Origin of the sequence: Candidimonas sp. SYP-B2681, from assembly GCF_003971065.1 — a bacterium.
In the GTDB taxonomy this organism is placed as follows: domain Bacteria; phylum Pseudomonadota; class Gammaproteobacteria; order Burkholderiales; family Burkholderiaceae_B; genus Pollutimonas.
In genome coordinates, this window is record NZ_RYDV01000004.1 from 247,769 (window position 1) to 265,595 (window position 17,827).

15 protein-coding genes are annotated in these 17,827 nt (G+C 57.8%); 11 read left to right on the forward strand and 4 right to left on the reverse strand.

Going from position 1 to position 17,827, the window contains the following annotated elements; all coding sequences use genetic code 11:
- Positions 1–876, forward strand: a complete 876-nt coding sequence (locus EKL30_RS10670) for a carbohydrate ABC transporter permease (protein WP_126707208.1) — start codon at positions 1–3, stop codon at positions 874–876.
- Positions 873–1,673, forward strand: coding sequence for a carbohydrate ABC transporter permease (locus EKL30_RS10675; RefSeq protein ID WP_126707209.1), 801 nt, complete (start codon positions 873–875; stop codon positions 1,671–1,673). Before EKL30_RS10670 ends, EKL30_RS10675 begins: the two co-directional genes overlap by 4 nt.
- Here the strand turns inward: EKL30_RS10675 and EKL30_RS10680 are convergent.
- Together EKL30_RS10680 and EKL30_RS10685 are read right to left on the reverse strand one after the other, a co-directional pair.
- The gene (locus EKL30_RS10680) at positions 1,670–1,987 is read right to left on the reverse strand and encodes a hypothetical protein (RefSeq protein WP_126707324.1); all 318 of its coding nucleotides are present in this window, start codon (positions 1,985–1,987) and stop codon (positions 1,670–1,672) included. The genes EKL30_RS10675 and EKL30_RS10680 overlap by 4 nt on opposite strands.
- A gap of 194 nt (positions 1,988–2,181) precedes the next feature.
- Entirely contained in the window at positions 2,182–2,526 is a 345-nt protein-coding gene (locus EKL30_RS10685) for a DUF1840 domain-containing protein (protein ID WP_126707210.1), read from the reverse strand.
- Between the two features lie 97 nt (positions 2,527–2,623).
- On the opposite strand from EKL30_RS10685, the gene EKL30_RS10690 reads away from it, so the two are divergent.
- From EKL30_RS10690 to EKL30_RS10705, 4 genes are all read left to right on the forward strand, one after another.
- Positions 2,624–6,379 (forward strand): phospholipase effector Tle1 domain-containing protein, encoded by a 3,756-nt coding sequence (locus EKL30_RS10690; RefSeq protein WP_126707211.1) that lies wholly within the window; start codon positions 2,624–2,626, stop codon positions 6,377–6,379.
- Positions 6,380–6,553: 174 nt separating this feature from the next.
- The gene (gene argS, locus EKL30_RS10695) at positions 6,554–8,239 is read left to right on the forward strand and encodes an arginine--tRNA ligase (RefSeq protein ID WP_126707212.1); all 1,686 of its coding nucleotides are present in this window, start codon (positions 6,554–6,556) and stop codon (positions 8,237–8,239) included.
- Between the two features lie 8 nt (positions 8,240–8,247).
- On the forward strand, positions 8,248–8,943 hold the full coding sequence (locus EKL30_RS10700) for an SPOR domain-containing protein (RefSeq protein ID WP_126707213.1): 696 nt from the start codon (positions 8,248–8,250) through the stop codon (positions 8,941–8,943).
- Between the two features lie 109 nt (positions 8,944–9,052).
- Positions 9,053–9,688: a thiol:disulfide interchange protein DsbA/DsbL gene (locus tag EKL30_RS10705; RefSeq protein ID WP_126707214.1), complete on the forward strand. Its 636-nt coding sequence runs from the start codon at positions 9,053–9,055 to the stop codon at positions 9,686–9,688.
- 77 nt (positions 9,689–9,765) lie between these two features.
- Here EKL30_RS10705 and EKL30_RS10710 read toward each other — a convergent pair whose 3' ends face one another.
- Positions 9,766–10,965 (reverse strand): PLP-dependent aspartate aminotransferase family protein, encoded by a 1,200-nt coding sequence (locus tag EKL30_RS10710; RefSeq protein ID WP_126707215.1) that lies wholly within the window; start codon positions 10,963–10,965, stop codon positions 9,766–9,768.
- Positions 10,966–11,138: 173 nt separating this feature from the next.
- Between EKL30_RS10710 and EKL30_RS10715 the strand changes: the two genes are divergently transcribed.
- Complete coding sequence (locus EKL30_RS10715) at positions 11,139–11,765, forward strand: LysE family translocator (protein ID WP_126707216.1); 627 nt, start codon at positions 11,139–11,141, stop codon at positions 11,763–11,765.
- Positions 11,766–11,767: 2 nt separating this feature from the next.
- On the opposite strand, the gene EKL30_RS10720 is transcribed toward EKL30_RS10715, so the two are convergent.
- Positions 11,768–12,838 (reverse strand): MBL fold metallo-hydrolase, encoded by a 1,071-nt coding sequence (locus tag EKL30_RS10720; protein WP_126707217.1) that lies wholly within the window; start codon positions 12,836–12,838, stop codon positions 11,768–11,770.
- 113 nt (positions 12,839–12,951) lie between these two features.
- Here EKL30_RS10720 and EKL30_RS10725 point away from each other — a divergent pair, with 113 nt between their 5' ends.
- The 4 genes from EKL30_RS10725 to EKL30_RS10740 all read left to right on the forward strand — a co-directional run bounded on the left by EKL30_RS10725 (position 12,952) and on the right by EKL30_RS10740 (position 17,789).
- Positions 12,952–13,338, forward strand: coding sequence for a MerR family DNA-binding transcriptional regulator (locus EKL30_RS10725; protein ID WP_126707218.1), 387 nt, complete (start codon positions 12,952–12,954; stop codon positions 13,336–13,338).
- A gap of 143 nt (positions 13,339–13,481) precedes the next feature.
- Positions 13,482–14,660, forward strand: coding sequence for an isovaleryl-CoA dehydrogenase (locus EKL30_RS10730; RefSeq protein ID WP_126707219.1), 1,179 nt, complete (start codon positions 13,482–13,484; stop codon positions 14,658–14,660).
- Positions 14,661–14,731: 71 nt separating this feature from the next.
- Positions 14,732–16,615, forward strand: a complete 1,884-nt coding sequence (gene aceK, locus EKL30_RS10735) for a bifunctional isocitrate dehydrogenase kinase/phosphatase (RefSeq protein ID WP_126707220.1) — start codon at positions 14,732–14,734, stop codon at positions 16,613–16,615.
- A complete protein-coding gene (locus EKL30_RS10740; protein WP_126707221.1) occupies positions 16,608–17,789 on the forward strand; it encodes an acetyl-CoA C-acetyltransferase in 1,182 nt (393 codons plus the stop codon). The genes aceK and EKL30_RS10740 overlap by 8 nt, the downstream gene beginning before the upstream one ends.
- Positions 17,790–17,827 lie beyond the last annotated feature (38 nt).

The following is a 17,827-nucleotide window of genomic DNA, read 5'->3' on the forward strand; positions in this document are numbered from 1 at the left end:
ATGAAAGTATCGCTTAACGCGGTCTACGGCTGGCTGCTTCTGCTGCCAGCCTTAGTCTTACTTGCCGCCTTTACCCACTATCCGGCCCTGGCCACCCTCTGGCACAGCTTCTTTTCCACGCCCAAGGCCAACCGCCCGGCAGTATTCGTGGGCATCGATAACTACGCGGCGATGCGCGATGATCCGGTGTTCTGGCAAGCATTGTGGAACAACCTGCTCTACGCCGTCGTCACCATCCCTGTGTCGGTGGCGATTGCATTGATTATGGCCCTATGGGTGAACCGCCAATTGGCGGGACGCAGTTTTTTGCGCATGGCCTACTTCACCCCTACCATCTTGCCTATGGTGGCGGTAGCCAACATCTGGCTCTTTTTTTACACCCCGCAATATGGTCTGGTTGACCAAATTGCCCATTTCTTTAACTTGCCGGGCTTGAACTGGCTAGGCAATAAATCGACGGCTCTGCCTGCCCTGATGCTGGTAACGATCTGGAAAGAAGCAGGCTTCTTCATGATTTTTTATCTAGCTGCGCTCCAGCAAATCTCGCCATCGTTGCGCGAAGCGGCACTGCTGGAAGGGGCGTCGCGCTGGCAATACTTCTGGCGCATATTGGTGCCGCTGCTTATGCCGACCACGCTCTTTGTATTGATCAATGCCTTGATCAATGCTTTCCGCCTGGTCGATCATGTGCTTGTCATGACCAAGGGCGGGCCGGACAACGCCAGCACCCTGTTGCTGTTCTATATCTATGAAACGGGCTTCAGTTACTGGGACACGTCATATGCAGCAACGCTTTCCGTTGTCTTGCTACTGATATTGGCCCTGACCGCCTTCCTGAAGTTCCGCTGGCTAGACCGCCGGACACATTACCAATGACACATAAACTCGATACGATAGGCGCCTGGCTGCTCGGCATAGTGTGGTTTCTGCCGCTTGCTTACACCGTGTGGGCCGCCTTCCATCCTTCGGCCTACGCTACCCACTTTGACCTGACAGCGCCGCTTACGCTGGAAAATTTTGTGGCTGCCTGGAACGCGGCTCCATTCGCCCGGTATTTTCTAAATACCTTCATCCTGGTCACCATGGTGCTGGTAGCGCAATTCATACTGTCGACTCTCGCCGCCTACGCCTTCGCACGATTCGAATTCAAGGGACGTGACTTCGTCTTCATGCTGGTCCTGCTGCAGCTGATGATCATGCCTGACGTGCTGATTGTGGAAAATTATCGCCTGATGTCCTGGCTGGGCGTACGCGACACCATTTTTGCCGTGGGGCTGCCGTACTTTGCTTCGGCCTTCGGCATATTTCTTCTGCGCCAAACCTTCAAGACCGTACCTCGTGAGCTCGAAGAGGCTGCGCGGGTGGAAGGCGCCAGCCGCTGGCAGATTCTGATGAAGGTTTATGTGCCCCTGGCGCGGCCTATTTATGTGGCCTACGGCCTGGTATCCGTAAGCTATCACTGGAATAACTTTCTGTGGCCGCTGATCATTACCAACTCGGTGGAATCGCGACCCCTGACCGTCGGCCTGCAGGTTTTTGCGTCGACCGATCAGGGCATAGATTGGTCCATCATTACAGCCGCCACACTGTTGAGTGCGGCGCCTTTATTGGTGGCCTTCTTGTTATTCCAGCGGCAGTTCGTGCAGTCGTTCATGCGCGCCGGGATACGCTAATAGCCCACCGACAAGCCCGGTAAGTCGACCGTAATCAACGGCTTTTCAAGAGCCATGGCAGCCATCGTGGCGAACTCTTGCGCGAGGTCGCCATATTTCGACAATTCCAGATAACCCAGGGCGTCGGCAACACCCAGGATTTTGTCCAGCATCAAGACCTTTCCGCTGGCGCGCAATGGCTCGCAACCCAGGCGTGACCAGGCTGTTTCGAACCACTCCCGTGCCGCCACCGAGCCAGCACCACCGGGTTCGACGTCGACGGCGAGTTCGACGCGTTGCCGCGGATTAAAAATAATCGTCACCACACTGCGCATACCGGCTCCAGGGCTCATCACATTCAGGACAATAGTCGCAAACAGCGTACGCAATTGCCCCGGTTTTGAATGTCGGTCAAATGACATTGCGGCTTGGGCTTATTTCGTTCCCGAATCAAGCGTGAATGCCGCGGGCAGACCTTACTGGCGTAAGGCAAGCGGAACTTACACGTCAGCTTCGATCCGAAATGAAATCACCAGATTGGGGCCGGCTCCCATATCACGTCGGCGTCTTCCTGACGCGAAAGCCGCAGCATTGCCAACAAAGGAAATGCCCGTCGACGGAAGCTTACCGGCTGTGCTATGGGGTGTTCTTTAGTGTCGTTATCGTCGTTGTCGTCAGAAAACTCGGACTCGGTGTCCGCCGCAATCGCATGCTCTATACCCTTGATCGCGGCGTCGAGCTGGTCGCGGGTGATGACGCCGCGTTCAGGCAGCGTATCGGTGTAAGGCTTGCCGGCGGCCTTAAGTATGGGCAGCGCGTGTTTCGAAAACATCAGCACTTCGGCAGCGGCTTTAGAGTGAAAGACAACTAGCATATTCGGTTTCCCTCAGTAGACACATTCATACACTACTCTATCTTGTGCGCGCTGCCAAGCGGCAACATGGAAGGGTTCAGTCCCTGGAAGAGCCGCCATGTTGCGAATATTGCCAGTCATGCTGCTTTTGTGCGCCATGCCGTTTTCCGCCTTTGCCCAGCAGGCCGGCACCTGCGGGCCCTCGCCGCTTGGCCAGCCCTGTTCCAGCGGCGGTATGGCCGTCGCTGCGCCGCCCGAGCCCGGATTGAGCCTTGCTGCGGGCAATCCGATCAATGTCGCCACCGGAAACAAATATCAACTCGAAACCGACCTTCCCGCCAATCCAAATCTACCTGGCATTGAAATTGTGCGCCACTATAACGGCCTGGACGGGCGCGCTTCAATTCTTGGCACCGGCTGGACCCTTTCGTATGACACCAGGCTGCATCACGCCGGCGGCAGTTGGCAGATTGCCCAGGCTGACGGCAGCCGCGTCCATTTCGCGTCTGCGCAAAACCAGCCCGTGCCCAATTCCCACGGCACGCTACGCTTCAATGGGAAGCACTGGGTCTGGGCCTGGCCCAATGGCCGGGAATTATGGTTCGACACCAGCGGCCTCCTGGTACGGCTTCTTGCCGGACCGCATCTGCAGCTCGATATTGAACGTCACGTTCAAGCGGGGCCGCTCGCCGGGGCCATCGCAAAGGTAAGCAATCGCCAAAGCCATAGCCTTTCCTTTGCGTACCGAATTGTTGACGGCAAGGCCTATCTTGAACACATCGACTCGCCGTTCGGAAGATTCCAATACCACTACCGTGCCCATCTTGAAGAAAGGCCTGAACGTCTGCAATTGATCACGCTGATTCGGCCTGATGGCATGCAACGCCACTACCTGTACGAACCAGAACTTCAGGCTGGCAATCACAACGCTTTGACTGGCATCGAAGTCGCCTCGGCCGACCAGCAGCAAAAGCAACGCATCAGCCGGTGGGCCTACGACCGACAAGGGCGCGCCGTACTTGCTTCGGCCAGCCGCCGCCTCGGTTCGACCGAAGAAATTTCGCTGCAGTATGTGCGGCCGGCCACGCCAGCACAAGCTGGTCTTACGGTAATAAAGAACAATGGCGGGCAACAAACCACATTTGAAACGGCCATCAAGGCTGGGCGCCATGTCTTGACCCGCGTCGATGGGCCCGGATGCGCAACCTGCGCCGCCCCGGGCAGCCGCGCCAGCTATGACCCGCAAGGCCGCCTGATTGAAATCAACAACACGTTGATCCAACGCGACGCCAGCGGGGCGATACGCCAGCTTGAGCCTACAACCGACGGTTGGCCAGGTTTGGTCTTGCGCTACCATTCCAATGGCTACCGAGCTTCGTGGAGTTCCAGCACGACGGGCACCGAGCGAATTACTTACAAGCCAGGACCCTTGCCGGTTCATCGCGTTTTTGCCAATGGCGACCAGGTTGACTATCACTACGACGTGCAAGGAAGGCCCGTTCGGCTGGTCGAAAGAAATGCGCGCGGCGAAGAAGAAACCGTCCTACGTTGGCGCGGCAAATTGCTGGTGCAAGTCGCCCATCCCAACGAAACAGAATCGCGACAATACGACGACGACAACCGCCTGGTCAGCCGTCGAGTCACGCGCAGATCGCCCTTTACAGATCGCTTAATGGCCTACGCCGAATCGTTCGAATACGATAGCCAGCACCGTCTGGTACGCCACCATTTACCGGAAGGCGGAAGCCTGAACTACCGTTGGGGCATCGATACGCGGCTGCACGGCGTAAGCTGGCACGATCCGCAAGGTCGCATTCATACGGTCATCGACACCGTTGCAGGCCTGGCCGGCTACCGCTACGGGAATGGCCTGCATGCACAGACCCTGCTGGGGCGGCAGGGGCAGGCGCAAGAACTGACCCTTAGCGATGGAGCCCGGCCCATTTGGACTCAGCACCATGATTACGATCAGCAGGGGCGGCTGCAATTCGAGCGGCAATCCCATGCGTCAAGCACGCACAGCGAGCTCTGGAGCTACGCGTACGACGACAAGGCGAGGCTTATTGGCGCGCAGAACGATGCTGTAACGCAAAACACCGGTAACGCCACGCGCGACACATATTGGTATGCCTGGAACCCCGACGGCGCGCTTGCCGCGAGCCGCAGAAACGGCGTCACAAGCAAGCCTGCGCTGCGCCGCGACCCCTCCGGACTTCCTTTAGCGATTGACAACACGACGCTCCGTTATGGCCCGAACCGTCGGCTGACAGGCGTTCAGCGGCAGGGTGAAAACGTTGCAAGATATTCGCATAACGCCTTTGGCCACCGGATTAGCCGGCACAGCAAACAGGCCCGCACAGACTATTTCTACCTTAACAACAAAGTGGTTGCCGAATCGCATGAAAGCGCCGAGCGCCAAAAAGGCAATCTGGAAGATTTCGCCAGCCTCGACGGTCTCAGCCAGATCGGTTCAACCAGTCCCGGTATCAGCCGCCGCTATATCTACGCCCATCATGTTCCCGTCGGCATCATCGATTACACCGCTGGCGCTACGTCGGGCTTCCAGCTTTATGCGGTGCACGCCGACCTCACGGGCGCGCCCCGCCTTGTGACGGACGCCTCGCGCAACATACGCTGGCTGGCTCGCTACTCGCCCACCGGACAGGCCGAACACGTAGCAGGCGATCTGTCCTTCGACCTTCGATTACCTGGGCAGGTCTTCGACACCGCCACAGGTTGGCACGACAACGTATTGCGCACTTATCTGCCGCAGTCTGGCGACTACCTCGAGCCGGACCCGCTGGGGCCGGTGCCACTGAACCAGGCGCTGGGTTACGCCAGGCAGCAGCCCAAGCGCTATGTCGACCCCCTGGGGCTGCTTCTGTTTGCCTTCGATGGCACGCGCAATGCCCCCCAGAACCTGACCAATGTATGGAAGCTAAGCCAGACCTATCAAGATGGACCTGTCTTCTACCACGCGGGCCCGGGCAATCCGTCGCAAATGGATTGGGACGCCGTCACCGCCTGGCAAGCCTCGCGTATCGTAGAAACCCAGTGGCAGTCATTGCTGACATCCCTGCAAGAAGGCCCGAGCCCGAACGACCATATTCCTATTGACATCATCGGCTATTCCCGCGGCGCCGCGTTGGCCCGGCATTTTGCCAATCTGGTGAACCAGCATGTCAACCAGGGGTTTTTCTCGTATACCGACAGGCTACGCGGGCTGATCACGGCATGCGTAGATTTACGCTTCATGGGCCTTTTCGACACCGTGGCGCAGTTCGGCTTGGCGGGATCGCAAAATGCCAATTACGACCTCACGATCGCGCCGGCATGGGAGTGGGTGGCCCACGCTGTGGCGCTGCATGAGCACCGCTGGCTATTTCCGTTGACAAGCGCAGCGGACACGCGGGGCGACAATATCGTCGAAGCGCCCTTTATAGGCGCGCATGGCGATATCGGCGGCGGCGTTCTTGCCGATGCCTCGGACCGGCCGGACGCCGCGGGCGACTTGGCTGACGTTGCACTTAACTGGATGCTATGGCAGGCAAGGGCCGCCTCTTTGCGCTTTGATGCGTTGCCCGCAGCCGATCGTGAGGTGACCAATCCCATTCTGCATGATGAGCGCTCCCCATTGCTGCGCTACGTGCAGGACGGCGACCGCAGTATCCACGAAGCCGGGGGCGCGTTGCTGTACAACTATCAAGATGATCACTTACAGCTGGGACGCAGCCGCCGCCAGCAAACCGAGAGCCTGATCGAGCGGCACGATAACTGGCGTAGCGTCGACGGCGCAGAAGTCGGCATGGTAGACATGAGCGGCTACGCGGCCTGGTTGCATAACGAACTGGGGTGGCGCGCAATGCCCTCGTAAACCGCCAGCAGGCCGTGCCCACTAGCTTATCCCCGGCCATGCCTGGCCCATGCAAGGGGAAATCACGCTATCATTTACCCCTTCCCGGCGTTTGCGTCTTATGGCGCTGATCATGGCGTCCGACCATGCCCACTATGGGCTTCGCACCACTCTTTTCGACTATTGATTCGTCTTATGCTTCCTGGGCAACAACAACAACTCACCTCCCTGATACAGGCCGCTGTCGGCAAAATTCTGCCCGAGGCGACGCCCACTGTCCTGCTTGAACGACCGAAAGTCGCCGCGCATGGCGATATGGCGTGCAATATTGCCATGCAGCTGGCCAAACCGGCCAAGCGCAACCCGCGTGAACTGGCGCAACAAATCGTCGATGCGCTGTTGGCCGATCCCGCCTCGCAACAGCTACTTAGTTCGACGGAAATTGCCGGACCGGGTTTCATTAATTTCCGCCTATCGACGGCCGCACGCCAGGCCGTTCTGCACGACGTACAGCAAGAAGGAACGCAATTCGGCCATCGCCCCGCCACCGGCGAGAAAGTGATGGTGGAATTTGTATCGGCCAACCCGACAGGTCCCCTGCATGTAGGACATTCCCGCCAGGCGGCGCTGGGCGATTCGATGTGCCGCCTGTTTACGGCCCAGGGTTATGACGTCACCCGCGAGTTCTATTACAACGATGCCGGCAACCAGATCGACAATCTGGCGATCAGCGTGCAAGCCCGAGCCAAAGGTATAGAACCCGATGCGTCCGACTTCCCCGAAGACGGTTACAAGGGCGACTACATTATGGATATTGCCCGCGACTTCCAGGCGGGGGCAACCGTTCAAGCGACTGATGGCACATCGGTCACGGCCACCACCAACCTGGACAGCCTGGACGATATCCGCATGTTCGCCGTCGCCTATTTGCGCCGCGAACAAGATCTCGATCTCCAGGCGTTCGGGCTGAAATTCGACAATTACTATCTGGAAAGCTCGCTATACACCAGCGGGCGTGTCGAAAAAACCGTGCAAGCACTGATAGCAGCGGGCCATACCTACGAGAGCGAAGGCGCGCTATGGCTGCGAACCACCGAGCTGGGTACCGGCGACGACAAAGATCGTGTCATGCGCAAATCGGAAGGCGGCTACACGTATTTCGTTCCGGACGTGGCCTACCATGTCACGAAATGGGAGCGCGGCTTCCATCACGCCATCAACATTCAGGGCACCGACCACCATGGCACGATTGCCCGCGTCCGCGCGGGGCTACAAGCGCTGGAAATGGGCATTCCCAAAGATTTTCCGGCATACGTCCTGCACAAGATGGTCAAGGTGGTCCGTGAAGGCGCTGAAGTGAAAATTTCAAAGCGCGCCGGCAGCTACGTCACCATGCGCGACCTGATCGACTGGGTCGGTCAGGATGCGGTGCGGTTCTTCCTCAGTCAGCGGCGTGCCGACTCGGAATTCGTCTTCGACATAGACCTCGCGCTGTCCAAAAGCGAGGAAAACCCGGTGTACTATATCCAGTACGCACACGCCCGCATTTGTTCAATGCTGGCGCAGTCGTCGGCACTGGCAGACCAGGTCCCGACCGCGCCCATAGACAAGCTGCTCGCCCCCACGGAATTTGCCCTCATGCAGCGCCTGGCCGAATATCCGAATACGCTGGCGCTGGCTGCTCAGGAACTGGCGCCGCATCATCTGGCTTTCTGGCTGCGCGATTGCGCTGCAGACTTCCATGCGTGGTACAACGCCGAACGTGTGCTGGTAGACGATATCGAGCTCAAGCTTGCCCGCCTGCGCCTGGCCCAAGCCACCCGGCAAGTTATCGCCAGCGGTCTTGAACTACTGGGCGTATCCGCCCCCGAAAGGATGTAATTCACCCCATGGCCCGCAATAGTCGCAAAACCTCTAGCTCGAAGTCGGGCGGCAGCACCTTGTTTGGGGTGTTGATAGGCCTGATCTTTGGATTGGCCGCCGCCGTGGCCGTGGCGCTTTTTGTCACCAAAGTACCCATGCCTTTCGTGGATAAAGCCAGCCGAGACCCCGCCCAAACGCTTTTACCCGATGTGCGCGACGCACCCGACCCTAACATTGGTTTGTATGGCAAGAACGGTGCGGCCGGCGTCAGCCCCAGTGGGCCTACCGCTACGGCACCCGTGCCGCTGCCTGGCATGCCCGCGCCCGGTACCGAAGCCCCGTCCAAGCCGGCAGCACCGGACGACCTTGGAAACCTAATCGCCAGCCTGGGCAAGCCCGAGCAAGCTCAAAAGGCGGCTGTCCCCACCAAATCCGCTCCGGGAACGGAAGCGCCCGCCGCTGCGCCAAAGTCGGCCCCCGCGGCAAGCAGCCAGACCACCTATTATCTGCAGGCAGGCGCATTTCGTTCCGAGAGCGACGCCGAGGCCGTCAAGGCGCGCATATTGCTAATGGGCTTATCTGCACAGGTGCAAAAGGCGCAGGTCAATGGCGCAACGATCAATCGCGTTCGGGTCGGCCCGTTCAAGGGCATCGACGAAATGAACCGCTCACGTGCTCGCCTCGGTGAAGAAAAGATCGCCTCGTCGGTGATTCGCCAGTAAGATGGCGGCCTCCGTCTGTGGTGCAGCGATTTGCACGTAACCATCGCGGGCCTGAACTTAAACCGTCTGGGCCAGTCTTATTTGTTTTTGAATTGTTCTGGAAACCAATATGTCGCTTAAAAACCTGCTTCTACGCACTTTCGCTTTCGTCGCTATCGGTTCGGGGATGCTGTTCGTCCCCGCGACTCAAGCCCAGACCGCCAAAGGTCAATACGCAACGATCGAACCGGCTCAACCCTCGGATACGGCCGGAAAAATCGAAGTGCTCGAGTTCTTTGCCTACAGCTGCTCGCACTGCAATACCATTGAACCGATGATCCAGACCTGGGCGAAGACGCTACCCGAAAACGTGGTATTCAAGCCGGTGCCGGTGGCCTTCAATGCCAGTATGGCCGACCTGCAAAAACTGTACTATTCGCTGGAAAGCCTGAATCGCCTTGATTTGCATGGCGAAGTCTTCAAGGCCATTCACACCGAACGCAAACGTATTTACGATGCAAAGGCGATTACAGACTGGGTTGTCAGCAAAGGCGTGGATCGCAAGGCCTTTGAAGACGTCTTTAATTCGTTCGGCGTGAAATCGAAAATCATGCGTGCCGACGAACTGGCCAAAGCCTATAACGTTGAAGGTACGCCAACCGTTGCAGTGGGCGGCAAGTACGTTACCTCGCCGACCATGACCAACAGTTACGAAGCCACCATCACACAGGCCCAGAAGCTGGTTGAAATGGTAAATAAAAAATAGATAAACGTTACGCCTGGCGGCGCCTCGGGCGCGGCTTGAGGCCCGCCCGACAATTGTCAGGCGGCGCTTGGCACCGTTTAGATAGCGGCCGCCTGGTCCAGCGCCTGGCTAATATCCGCAATCAGGTCTTGGGGCGATTCCAGCCCTATGTGCAGGCGAACCACGGCGTGGGCATTAGGTGTCCAGTAGCCGTGAAGCTTCAACGATCCGTGGTCGACCAACTGCACCAGGCTTTCGAAGCCACCCCACGAAAATCCAATGCCGAAGAGCGTAAGAGCGTCGACAAAGCGGCGAGCGGCGGCATGGGTAAATTTGAGCTCGACCGAGAGCATGCCATTGGAGCCAGTGCAATCGCGACGCCACAGCGCGTGGCCTGAGTCGGCCGGCCAGGCGGGGTGATAAATGCGCGCGACGTCAGGGCATGAACTTAAAAATTCACAGATTTCCAGGGCATTCTGGGCGCTTTGGCGCATTCGAATAGGCAAGGTGCGCGCCCCCCGAATTGCCAGCCAGGCGTCGTCGGCGCTGATGGAATACCCCATGGCGTAGTGCGTCTCGTTGATGCGTTGTATCAGGGCGGGGTCTTTAGCCATGACGGCCCCGAGCATCAGGTCGGAATGACCGGCCACATACTTCGTACCCGCCACCACGGAAATGTCGGCCCCCAATTCCAGAGGGCGATATATATAACCGGACCCCCACGTATTGTCGACAGCAAGGATCAAGTCGTGCTTCTTTGCAAATTCGGCCAGCGCCGGGATATCGAGCATTTCGAAAAGCAAAGACCCGGGCGACTCGACATAGAGCATCTTGGTATTGGGGCGAAGCTGCGATTCAAGCGCGGCTGGGGTTGCGCGACTGTAGCTAACCTGGACACCCATTCGGCCCAGGACAATCTTATCCAGGTATCGCACAGGGCCATACGCGCAATCCGCCACCAGCACGTGATCCTGAGTGCTTAGAACACTGAAGAAAGCCAGGGTAATAGCGGACAGACCGGATGGTGCGAGGAATGCTCTTTCGGCGGCTTCGAGCTCGCAGAAGACTTCTTCCAATGCGGCATGGGTGTCCATGCCTGCGCGGCCGTAGGTAACACTGCGGTCGCCTTGTGCTTTACTGGCCTGCGCCCGTTCCAGGGCGTCAAGGTTCTGGAAACGTACGGTGCTTGTACGCATGGAGGGCAAGGCAACCGGTGCCGACCCACGGGCGGAGTCGAACTCTGCCACGCCGGTATGTTGCAGCAGGGTATCCAGATGTGCAGAAGCAGTTTTAGCCATAGTTCGTGTTAAAAATTGAAGGTTGCCAGCAATGTGGACCACATCGATCAAGACCGTTTCGGAGCCGGACACGGCACCGTGCAAGCTTGATAATAAAGGATACGGCGTCGAATTGTTGCGGACAACGCGCATAATGCCTGTTGTACTTAAACCGCTTTAACAAAGATCCCACCATGCTGACATTTGAAGTGGCTCTCTCCTTTTTTGGCATCGCCATACTGCTGGCCCTGACGCCTGGGCCGGATAATTTGTTTGTCTTGATGCAATCGGCCTTGTGGGGGCGGGCTTGCGGCATGCTGGTCGTTTTGGGGCTGTGCACCGGGTTGGTCGGTCATACCATTGCTGTGGCGGTTGGCCTGGCCGCCGTTTTTGCGGCGTCTGAGACTGCTTTCACAGTATTGAAGCTTGCCGGCGCCGCCTATCTGGTGTATCTGGCCTGGGGTGCTTTTCGCACCAGCGCCACGGCGGCAGATGCCGAAAAGCCCGCGCGACAAAGCAAGATGCAACTTTACCGTCGCGGCATCGTTATGAATTTGACCAACCCCAAGGTGTCGCTTTTTTTCCTGGCCTTTTTACCGCAATTCACCTCGCCCGCACGGGGCTCGGTAGCGCTGCAAACCCTAAGCCTGGGCGGTCTTTTCATGCTCGCCACCTTGCTGGTTTTTGGCGCAATCGCCCTGTTTTCCGGGTTCTTGGGCGAGCGCGTACAGCGTTCACAGACAGCGCAGCTGGTACTAAACCGCACAGCTGGCGTCGTATTCCTGGGCTTGGCGTTAAAGCTGGCCTTCGTTAACCGATAACGTTACTTGCGCTTGAACCGTATGACCCCATCCGTACCAACACTGCGTTCGAGCAAGCCGTCGAAAAACAAGGCATGCAAATGCGCCAGCGCTTCGCCCATGGCGAACGTCAGCTGATGAAGATCCAGCTGGCGTTTGAACATCACCGGCAGGATATCGGTTGTGCTCTTAGGGTCGGTGCAGGCGTCCAGCACCTCTGCCAGGCGTTCCGCATGATGTTGATGCTGCTGCGCAATGCGCTCGTGCAAGCCTTTGAAGGGGCGACCGTGTGAAGGCAGCACCAAGGTGTCTTCTGCGAGTTCGTCGTAGCCGCGCAGCGAATTCAAGTACAGCGGCAAAGGATTGGACTCGGGCTCGAAGTCGAACACGCTGATATTGGTGGAAATGCGCGGCAAAACCATATCGCCCGAGATCAGTACTTGCAAGGTATCGCAATACAGGGAAGCGTGTTCCGGTGCATGGCCATAGCCGACGATAACGCGCCAGTAACGCCCGCCGATCAGAATGCGATCGCCCTGCATCATTCGATTGAATCGGGCAGGGACATCAGGCACAAGGCTGGGGTAATAGTTCGACCGCTGACGAATTTTTTCCTGAGCTTCTGGGTTATTGAGCCCATGGCGTGTGAAGTGCTCGACGGCCGACTGGCCGTTAGGCCCTCCGGCTGCGCTGCCGTTGACAGCGGGCCGTGACCACAATCGAGCTACGGCGTAATCGGTCATGGTCATCCATAAGGGCGCATTCCATTTTTCGCATAGCCAGTAAGCCAGACCGACATGGTCAGGGTGCATATGTGTGACGATCACGCGCAATACAGGCAAGCCGTCCAGCGCGTTAACGAACACGTCTTCCCACAGCGCCTTAACGTCATCGCGCGACACGCCGCAATCGACGACGGTCCAGCCTTCGCGACCATCGATCTGATCACGCAGCAACCACAAGTTGATGTGATCCAACGCAAACGGCAGGGGCATGCGTATCCAGCGTACGCCATCGGCGACGACATGCGCATGGCCCGGTTCGGGCAAAACGTCAGCCCATGGGTAGGTTAATTTTTGTTCGTTTGGGTTCATACAAAGTCTCCGCTCGCCGGGCGCGATCCAAGTTCGTCCTGACGCAGTATGCCTGATCAACGTATTATGGCATCATAGTTTACGTTAACGTAAACTGCCAATAGGCCATCTTCATGACCGATCCCACCTGGACTATCTCCGAGCTCGCGCAGGAATTCGCCATCACGCCGCGCACCATTCGCTTCTACGAAGATCAAGGCATTGTCAGCCCCAGCAGAGACGGACGCAACCGCGTCTATGGCCCCCGTGATCGTACTCGCCTGAAACTGGCCCTACGCGGCAAGCGGCTGGGACTGCAATTAGCCGAAATCCTTAGCTTGATCGATATGTACGACGGGCCGGGAGACACCACGGCACAATTGCGTCACTATATGACTGTGCTGGAAAAGCACCGGGCCATGATGGAACAGCAGCGTAAAGATATCGACGAGACCCTGCATGAAATTCAGCGCCAACAAGCCAATTGCGAAAAGCTTCTTGCACAGCGCCAAGGAATATAGACCGGTAATGATCAAAACAAGGGAAAACCCTTGTAGTTGACGTTTACGTAAACGTAATATAAATACAGCTTTCCCATCACCGTGCCAAACTGGTCAACATTCCTGTCGCACGCTGAACCGTCAGATCCGTCATTGGAGACAAAATGAATATTCCCGGCTTGAATTTTGACCTGGGTTCCGACCTGGACATGCTGCGTGATGCAGTTCGTGACTTCGCGCAAGCGGAAATCGCGCCCCGCGCTGCCGAGGTCGATCGCAGCGATCAGTTTCCAATGGATTTATGGCGCAAATTTGGTGATTTGGGACTTCTGGGAATGACCGTCAGCGAAGAATATGGCGGCTCGAATATGGGATATCTGGCGCACATGATCGCCATGGAAGAAATCTCGCGCGCCAGTGCGTCCATTGCCCTGTCGTATGGCGCTCATTCAAATCTGTGCGTCAACCAAATACACCGCAACGGTACAAATCAACAGAAGCAGAAATACCTTCCCAAGCTGGTGTCGGGCGAACATGTGGGTGCATTGGCCATGAGCGAATCCGGCGCAGGGTCCGACGTCGTCAGCATGAAACTGCGCGCCGAAAAGCACGGCGACCGCTATGTGCTTAACGGCACCAAGATGTGGATCACGAACGGCCCTGATGCCGACACACTGGTCGTCTATGCCAAGACCGACCCGGCCGCCAAGCAGCGCGGCATTACTGCTTTTATCATCGAAAAAGGCTACAAGGGTTTTTCGGTGGCGCAAAAACTGGACAAGCTTGGCATGCGGGGCAGCCATACCGGTGAACTGGTGTTCCACGACTGCGAAGTGCCAGAAGAAAACATCTTGGGCGAACTCAATGGCGGGGCGAAGGTACTAATGAGCGGTCTGGATTACGAGCGTGCCGTGCTGGCAGGCGGGCCGCTAGGCATCATGCAAGCCGTCATGGACGTCGTCGTGCCCTATATTCACGACCGCAAGCAATTCGGCCAATCGATAGGTGAATTTCAGCTGATTCAGGGCAAAGTTGCCGACCTTTACACCACCTTGCAAGCCAGCCGTGCATTCTGCTATGCAGTGGGAAAAAACCTCGACAAGCTGGGCAATGGCCATGCGCGCGAAGTGCGCAAGGATTGCGCCGCCGTGATCCTGTATTGCGCTGAAAAAGCCACCTGGATGGCCGGCGAAGGGATACAGATATTGGGCGGGAACGGTTACATTAATGATTATCCCACGGGTCGTTTGTGGCGCGATGCCAAGCTCTACGAAATCGGCGCTGGCACCAGCGAAATCCGCCGCATGTTGATCGGTCGTGAACTGTTCAACGAAACCGCATAAGTTCATCCTGGCACTGACGGCCCCACTGCCCGGGGGTGTAGCGCCTGTACAGGCACGCAAGAAGGTAAGGCATGATGTTTGACGGAGACCATCAACGCATCGAGCAGGTGGCGCGGCCCGGGATATCTCCCCAGGCCGTTGCGCAGACCATACTCGATGGATTTGATCGTCATTACGCGTTGTTCCGCTATGGGGCGCAACGCGCCAAATCGCTGTTCGAGTCGGGACACTGGCGCGACATACAGCAGCTGTCGCGCGAGCGTATCGAGTACTACGACACACGCGTGCATGAATGCACCACGGTGCTGAACGCAGCACTGAAAGACAGTGTGGCCAGCCCAAGCGGCGCTTCGGCGCAACAGAGCCTGACGCCGGCACAACTGGACTTCTGGCAAACCGTCAAGATGGAATTCGTCGCCCTTCTTGCTGGCCACCGGCAACCGGAATGCGCCGAGACATTCTTCAATTCGGTGTCGTGCAAAATTTTGCACCGCGATTACTTTCACAACGACTTCCTGTTTGTCCGGCCGGCCATCGCCACAGACTACCTGGACAGCAAGCTGCCCTCTTACCGCGTCTATTACCCGGCCAAGCAGCGCCTCGAGAAATCGCTAATTAACATGATGGCCGATTTCGGACTGGCCGCCCCCTTTTCCGACCTGCCCGCCGATGCCCGCAACGTCGCACGCATGGCCATCAGGCAACTACGACGGACCATTCCCAGTGGCGCCGGGCCGCGCCTGGCCCCAGACTGCCAGATCCACATGCTGAACTCCCTGTTTTTCAGAAACAAGGGCGCGTATGCGGTAGGCCGGCTCGTGAATCAGGGCACGATCTATCCGTTTGCCATCGCTCTGCTGCATACCCCTTCGGGTCAGATCCAGCTGGATGCCTTATTGCACACCTCCGACGACCTGAGCACGCTGTTCAGCTTCACTCGCGCTTATTTCCTGGTCGACATGGAAACCCCCGCGGCCTATGTGCAATTCCTGACGTCGTTACTGCCCCGCAAACCGAAGGCCGAAATCTACACCACCATAGGATTGCAAAAACAGGGCAAGACCCTGTTTTACCGCGACTTCCTGCATCATTTGGCGCATTCGCACGACGCCTTCGATATCGCGCCCGGCATCCATGGCATGGTCATGACCGTATTCACCCTACCGTCGTACCCTTATGTTTTCAAGCTAATACGCGATCGCATTGCCAAAGAAGGCATGGACCACACTACCGTGCGACGCAAGTACCAACTGGTTAAAAAGCACGACCGCGTAGGCCGTATGGCCGACACCTGGGAATATTCCCAAGTGGCCCTGCCCCGTGCGCGGTTTTCAGAGAATCTACTTGCTGAACTACGTGACCAGGTACCCAGCCTGCTCGAGGAAACCGACGACAGCATTGTCTTGCGCCATGTGTATATAGAACGGCGCATGACACCACTCAACATCTACCTGGCGCGAGTCTCGGACGCCGCCCTGGAAACCGCCGTGAAAGGGTATGGCGAGGCGATACGCGAATTGGCCGCCGCCAATATATTCCCCGGCGACATGCTGTTTAAAAACTTCGGCGTGACACGACTTGGCCGGGTGGTTTTCTACGATTACGATGAAATCCAGCACATGACCGAAATGAATTTTCGGCACATCCCCGCGGCACCCAATGAAGAGGCCGAGCTATCGAACGAGCCCTGGTATCCCGTGGGCCCGCACGATGTGTTCCCCGAAGAGTTTCGATACTTCTTGCTGGGCGACATCCGCGTCCGGGCGGCTTTCCTGAAACACCATGCCGACCTGCTCGATGCCGACTGGTGGTGCGCATGCCGCGAGCGTGTCGCGCAAGGCCGCATAGAAGATATTTTCCCTTACGACCGCGAAAGGCGACTCCAATACTTGGACCTAAGCGGCCCTTTAAATCCCCTTTATTTTTCGCACCCCTCAGGAGCAAATCATGTCTGACCCTATCGTTATAGTCTCGGTTGCACGTACCCCCATGGGCGGTATGATGGGCAGCCTTTCCGGCCTCGCTGCCCACGAGCTCGGCTCCATTGTGATCAAGGCCGCCATCGAACGGGCAGGCATCCAGGGCGACGCCGTCAATGAAGTCATTATGGGCAACGTGCTGCAGGCTGGACAAGGCCAAGCTCCGGCGCGTCAGGCCGCGCTGGGCGCCGGCCTGCCATTGGGCGTGGCTTGCACGACCATACACAAAGTCTGCGGCTCGGGCCTGAAAGCCGCTATGCTTGGCCATGACATCATCTTGGCAGGCAGCGCCGACGTCGTCGTCGCAGGCGGCCAGGAAAGCATGAGCAATGCGCCGTATCTGCTTTTGAAAGGGCGCGAGGGCTATCGTTACGGTCATTCCAACGTATACGACCACATGGCCCTGGATGGCCTGGAAGACGCCTATCAACGCGGCACTGCCATGGGCGTATTTGCCGAAGACTGCGCCTCGAAATACTCCTTTACCCGCGAACAACAAGACGCGTTCTCGATGGAATCCCTGCGCCGGGCACGGGCCGCCAACGAAGACGGCAGCTTTAAATGGGAAATCACTCCCGTTACGGTTGCCGGGCGCAAGGGCGACACGGTCATCGACACCGACGAAGGTCCGACCAAAGCCATGCCGGAAAAAATCCCGACGCTCAAGCCGGCATTCAAGAAAGACGGAACGGTGACAGCGGCCAATTCTTCGTCTATTTCGGACGGCGCTGCGGCCATGGTGCTGATGCGCGAATCGACCGCCCAGAAGCTTGGCGCCACGCCATTGGCCCGCATAGTCGGCCACAGCCAGCACTCCCAGGAACCCGGCTGGTTCACCACCGCGCCTGTTGGCGCGATTCAAAAGCTGTTTGATAAAACCGGCTGGACCGCTGACGACGTCGACCTGTACGAGATCAACGAAGCGTTCGCCGTCGTCACCATGGCGGCCATGAGCGACCTGAAGTTGTCGCACGACAAGGTCAACATTCACGGCGGCGCCACGGCATTGGGTCACCCAATCGGTGCATCCGGTGCGCGCCTGCTGACGACTCTAATCGGCGCCCTGCGCAAAACCGGCGGCAAACGCGGCGTGGCGTCCTTGTGCATTGGCGGTGGCGAAGCGGTTGCCATGGCTATTGAAATGGTCTGATGCGGTTGAGGGGCGCGGCATATATCGCCGCGCCTTCT

Coding starts and splice junctions, on each gene's coding strand:
- aceK (WP_126707220.1), top strand. CDS start 14,732: ATGATGTTTGACGGAGACCATCAACGCATCGAGCAGGTGGCGCGGCCC.
- EKL30_RS10720 (WP_126707217.1), bottom strand. CDS start 12,838: ATGAACCCAAACGAACAAAAATTAACCTACCCATGGGCTGACGTTTTG.
- EKL30_RS10705 (WP_126707214.1), top strand. CDS start 9,053: ATGTCGCTTAAAAACCTGCTTCTACGCACTTTCGCTTTCGTCGCTATC.
- argS (WP_126707212.1), top strand. CDS start 6,554: ATGCTTCCTGGGCAACAACAACAACTCACCTCCCTGATACAGGCCGCT.
- EKL30_RS10675 (WP_126707209.1), top strand. CDS start 873: ATGACACATAAACTCGATACGATAGGCGCCTGGCTGCTCGGCATAGTG.
- EKL30_RS10710 (WP_126707215.1), bottom strand. CDS start 10,965: ATGGCTAAAACTGCTTCTGCACATCTGGATACCCTGCTGCAACATACC.
- EKL30_RS10740 (WP_126707221.1), top strand. CDS start 16,608: ATGTCTGACCCTATCGTTATAGTCTCGGTTGCACGTACCCCCATGGGC.
- EKL30_RS10690 (WP_126707211.1), top strand. CDS start 2,624: ATGTTGCGAATATTGCCAGTCATGCTGCTTTTGTGCGCCATGCCGTTT.
- EKL30_RS10700 (WP_126707213.1), top strand. CDS start 8,248: ATGGCCCGCAATAGTCGCAAAACCTCTAGCTCGAAGTCGGGCGGCAGC.
- EKL30_RS10715 (WP_126707216.1), top strand. CDS start 11,139: ATGCTGACATTTGAAGTGGCTCTCTCCTTTTTTGGCATCGCCATACTG.
- EKL30_RS10670 (WP_126707208.1), top strand. CDS start 1: ATGAAAGTATCGCTTAACGCGGTCTACGGCTGGCTGCTTCTGCTGCCA.
- EKL30_RS10680 (WP_126707324.1), bottom strand. CDS start 1,987: ATGCGCAGTGTGGTGACGATTATTTTTAATCCGCGGCAACGCGTCGAA.
- EKL30_RS10730 (WP_126707219.1), top strand. CDS start 13,482: ATGAATATTCCCGGCTTGAATTTTGACCTGGGTTCCGACCTGGACATG.
- EKL30_RS10685 (WP_126707210.1), bottom strand. CDS start 2,526: ATGCTAGTTGTCTTTCACTCTAAAGCCGCTGCCGAAGTGCTGATGTTT.
- EKL30_RS10725 (WP_126707218.1), top strand. CDS start 12,952: ATGACCGATCCCACCTGGACTATCTCCGAGCTCGCGCAGGAATTCGCC.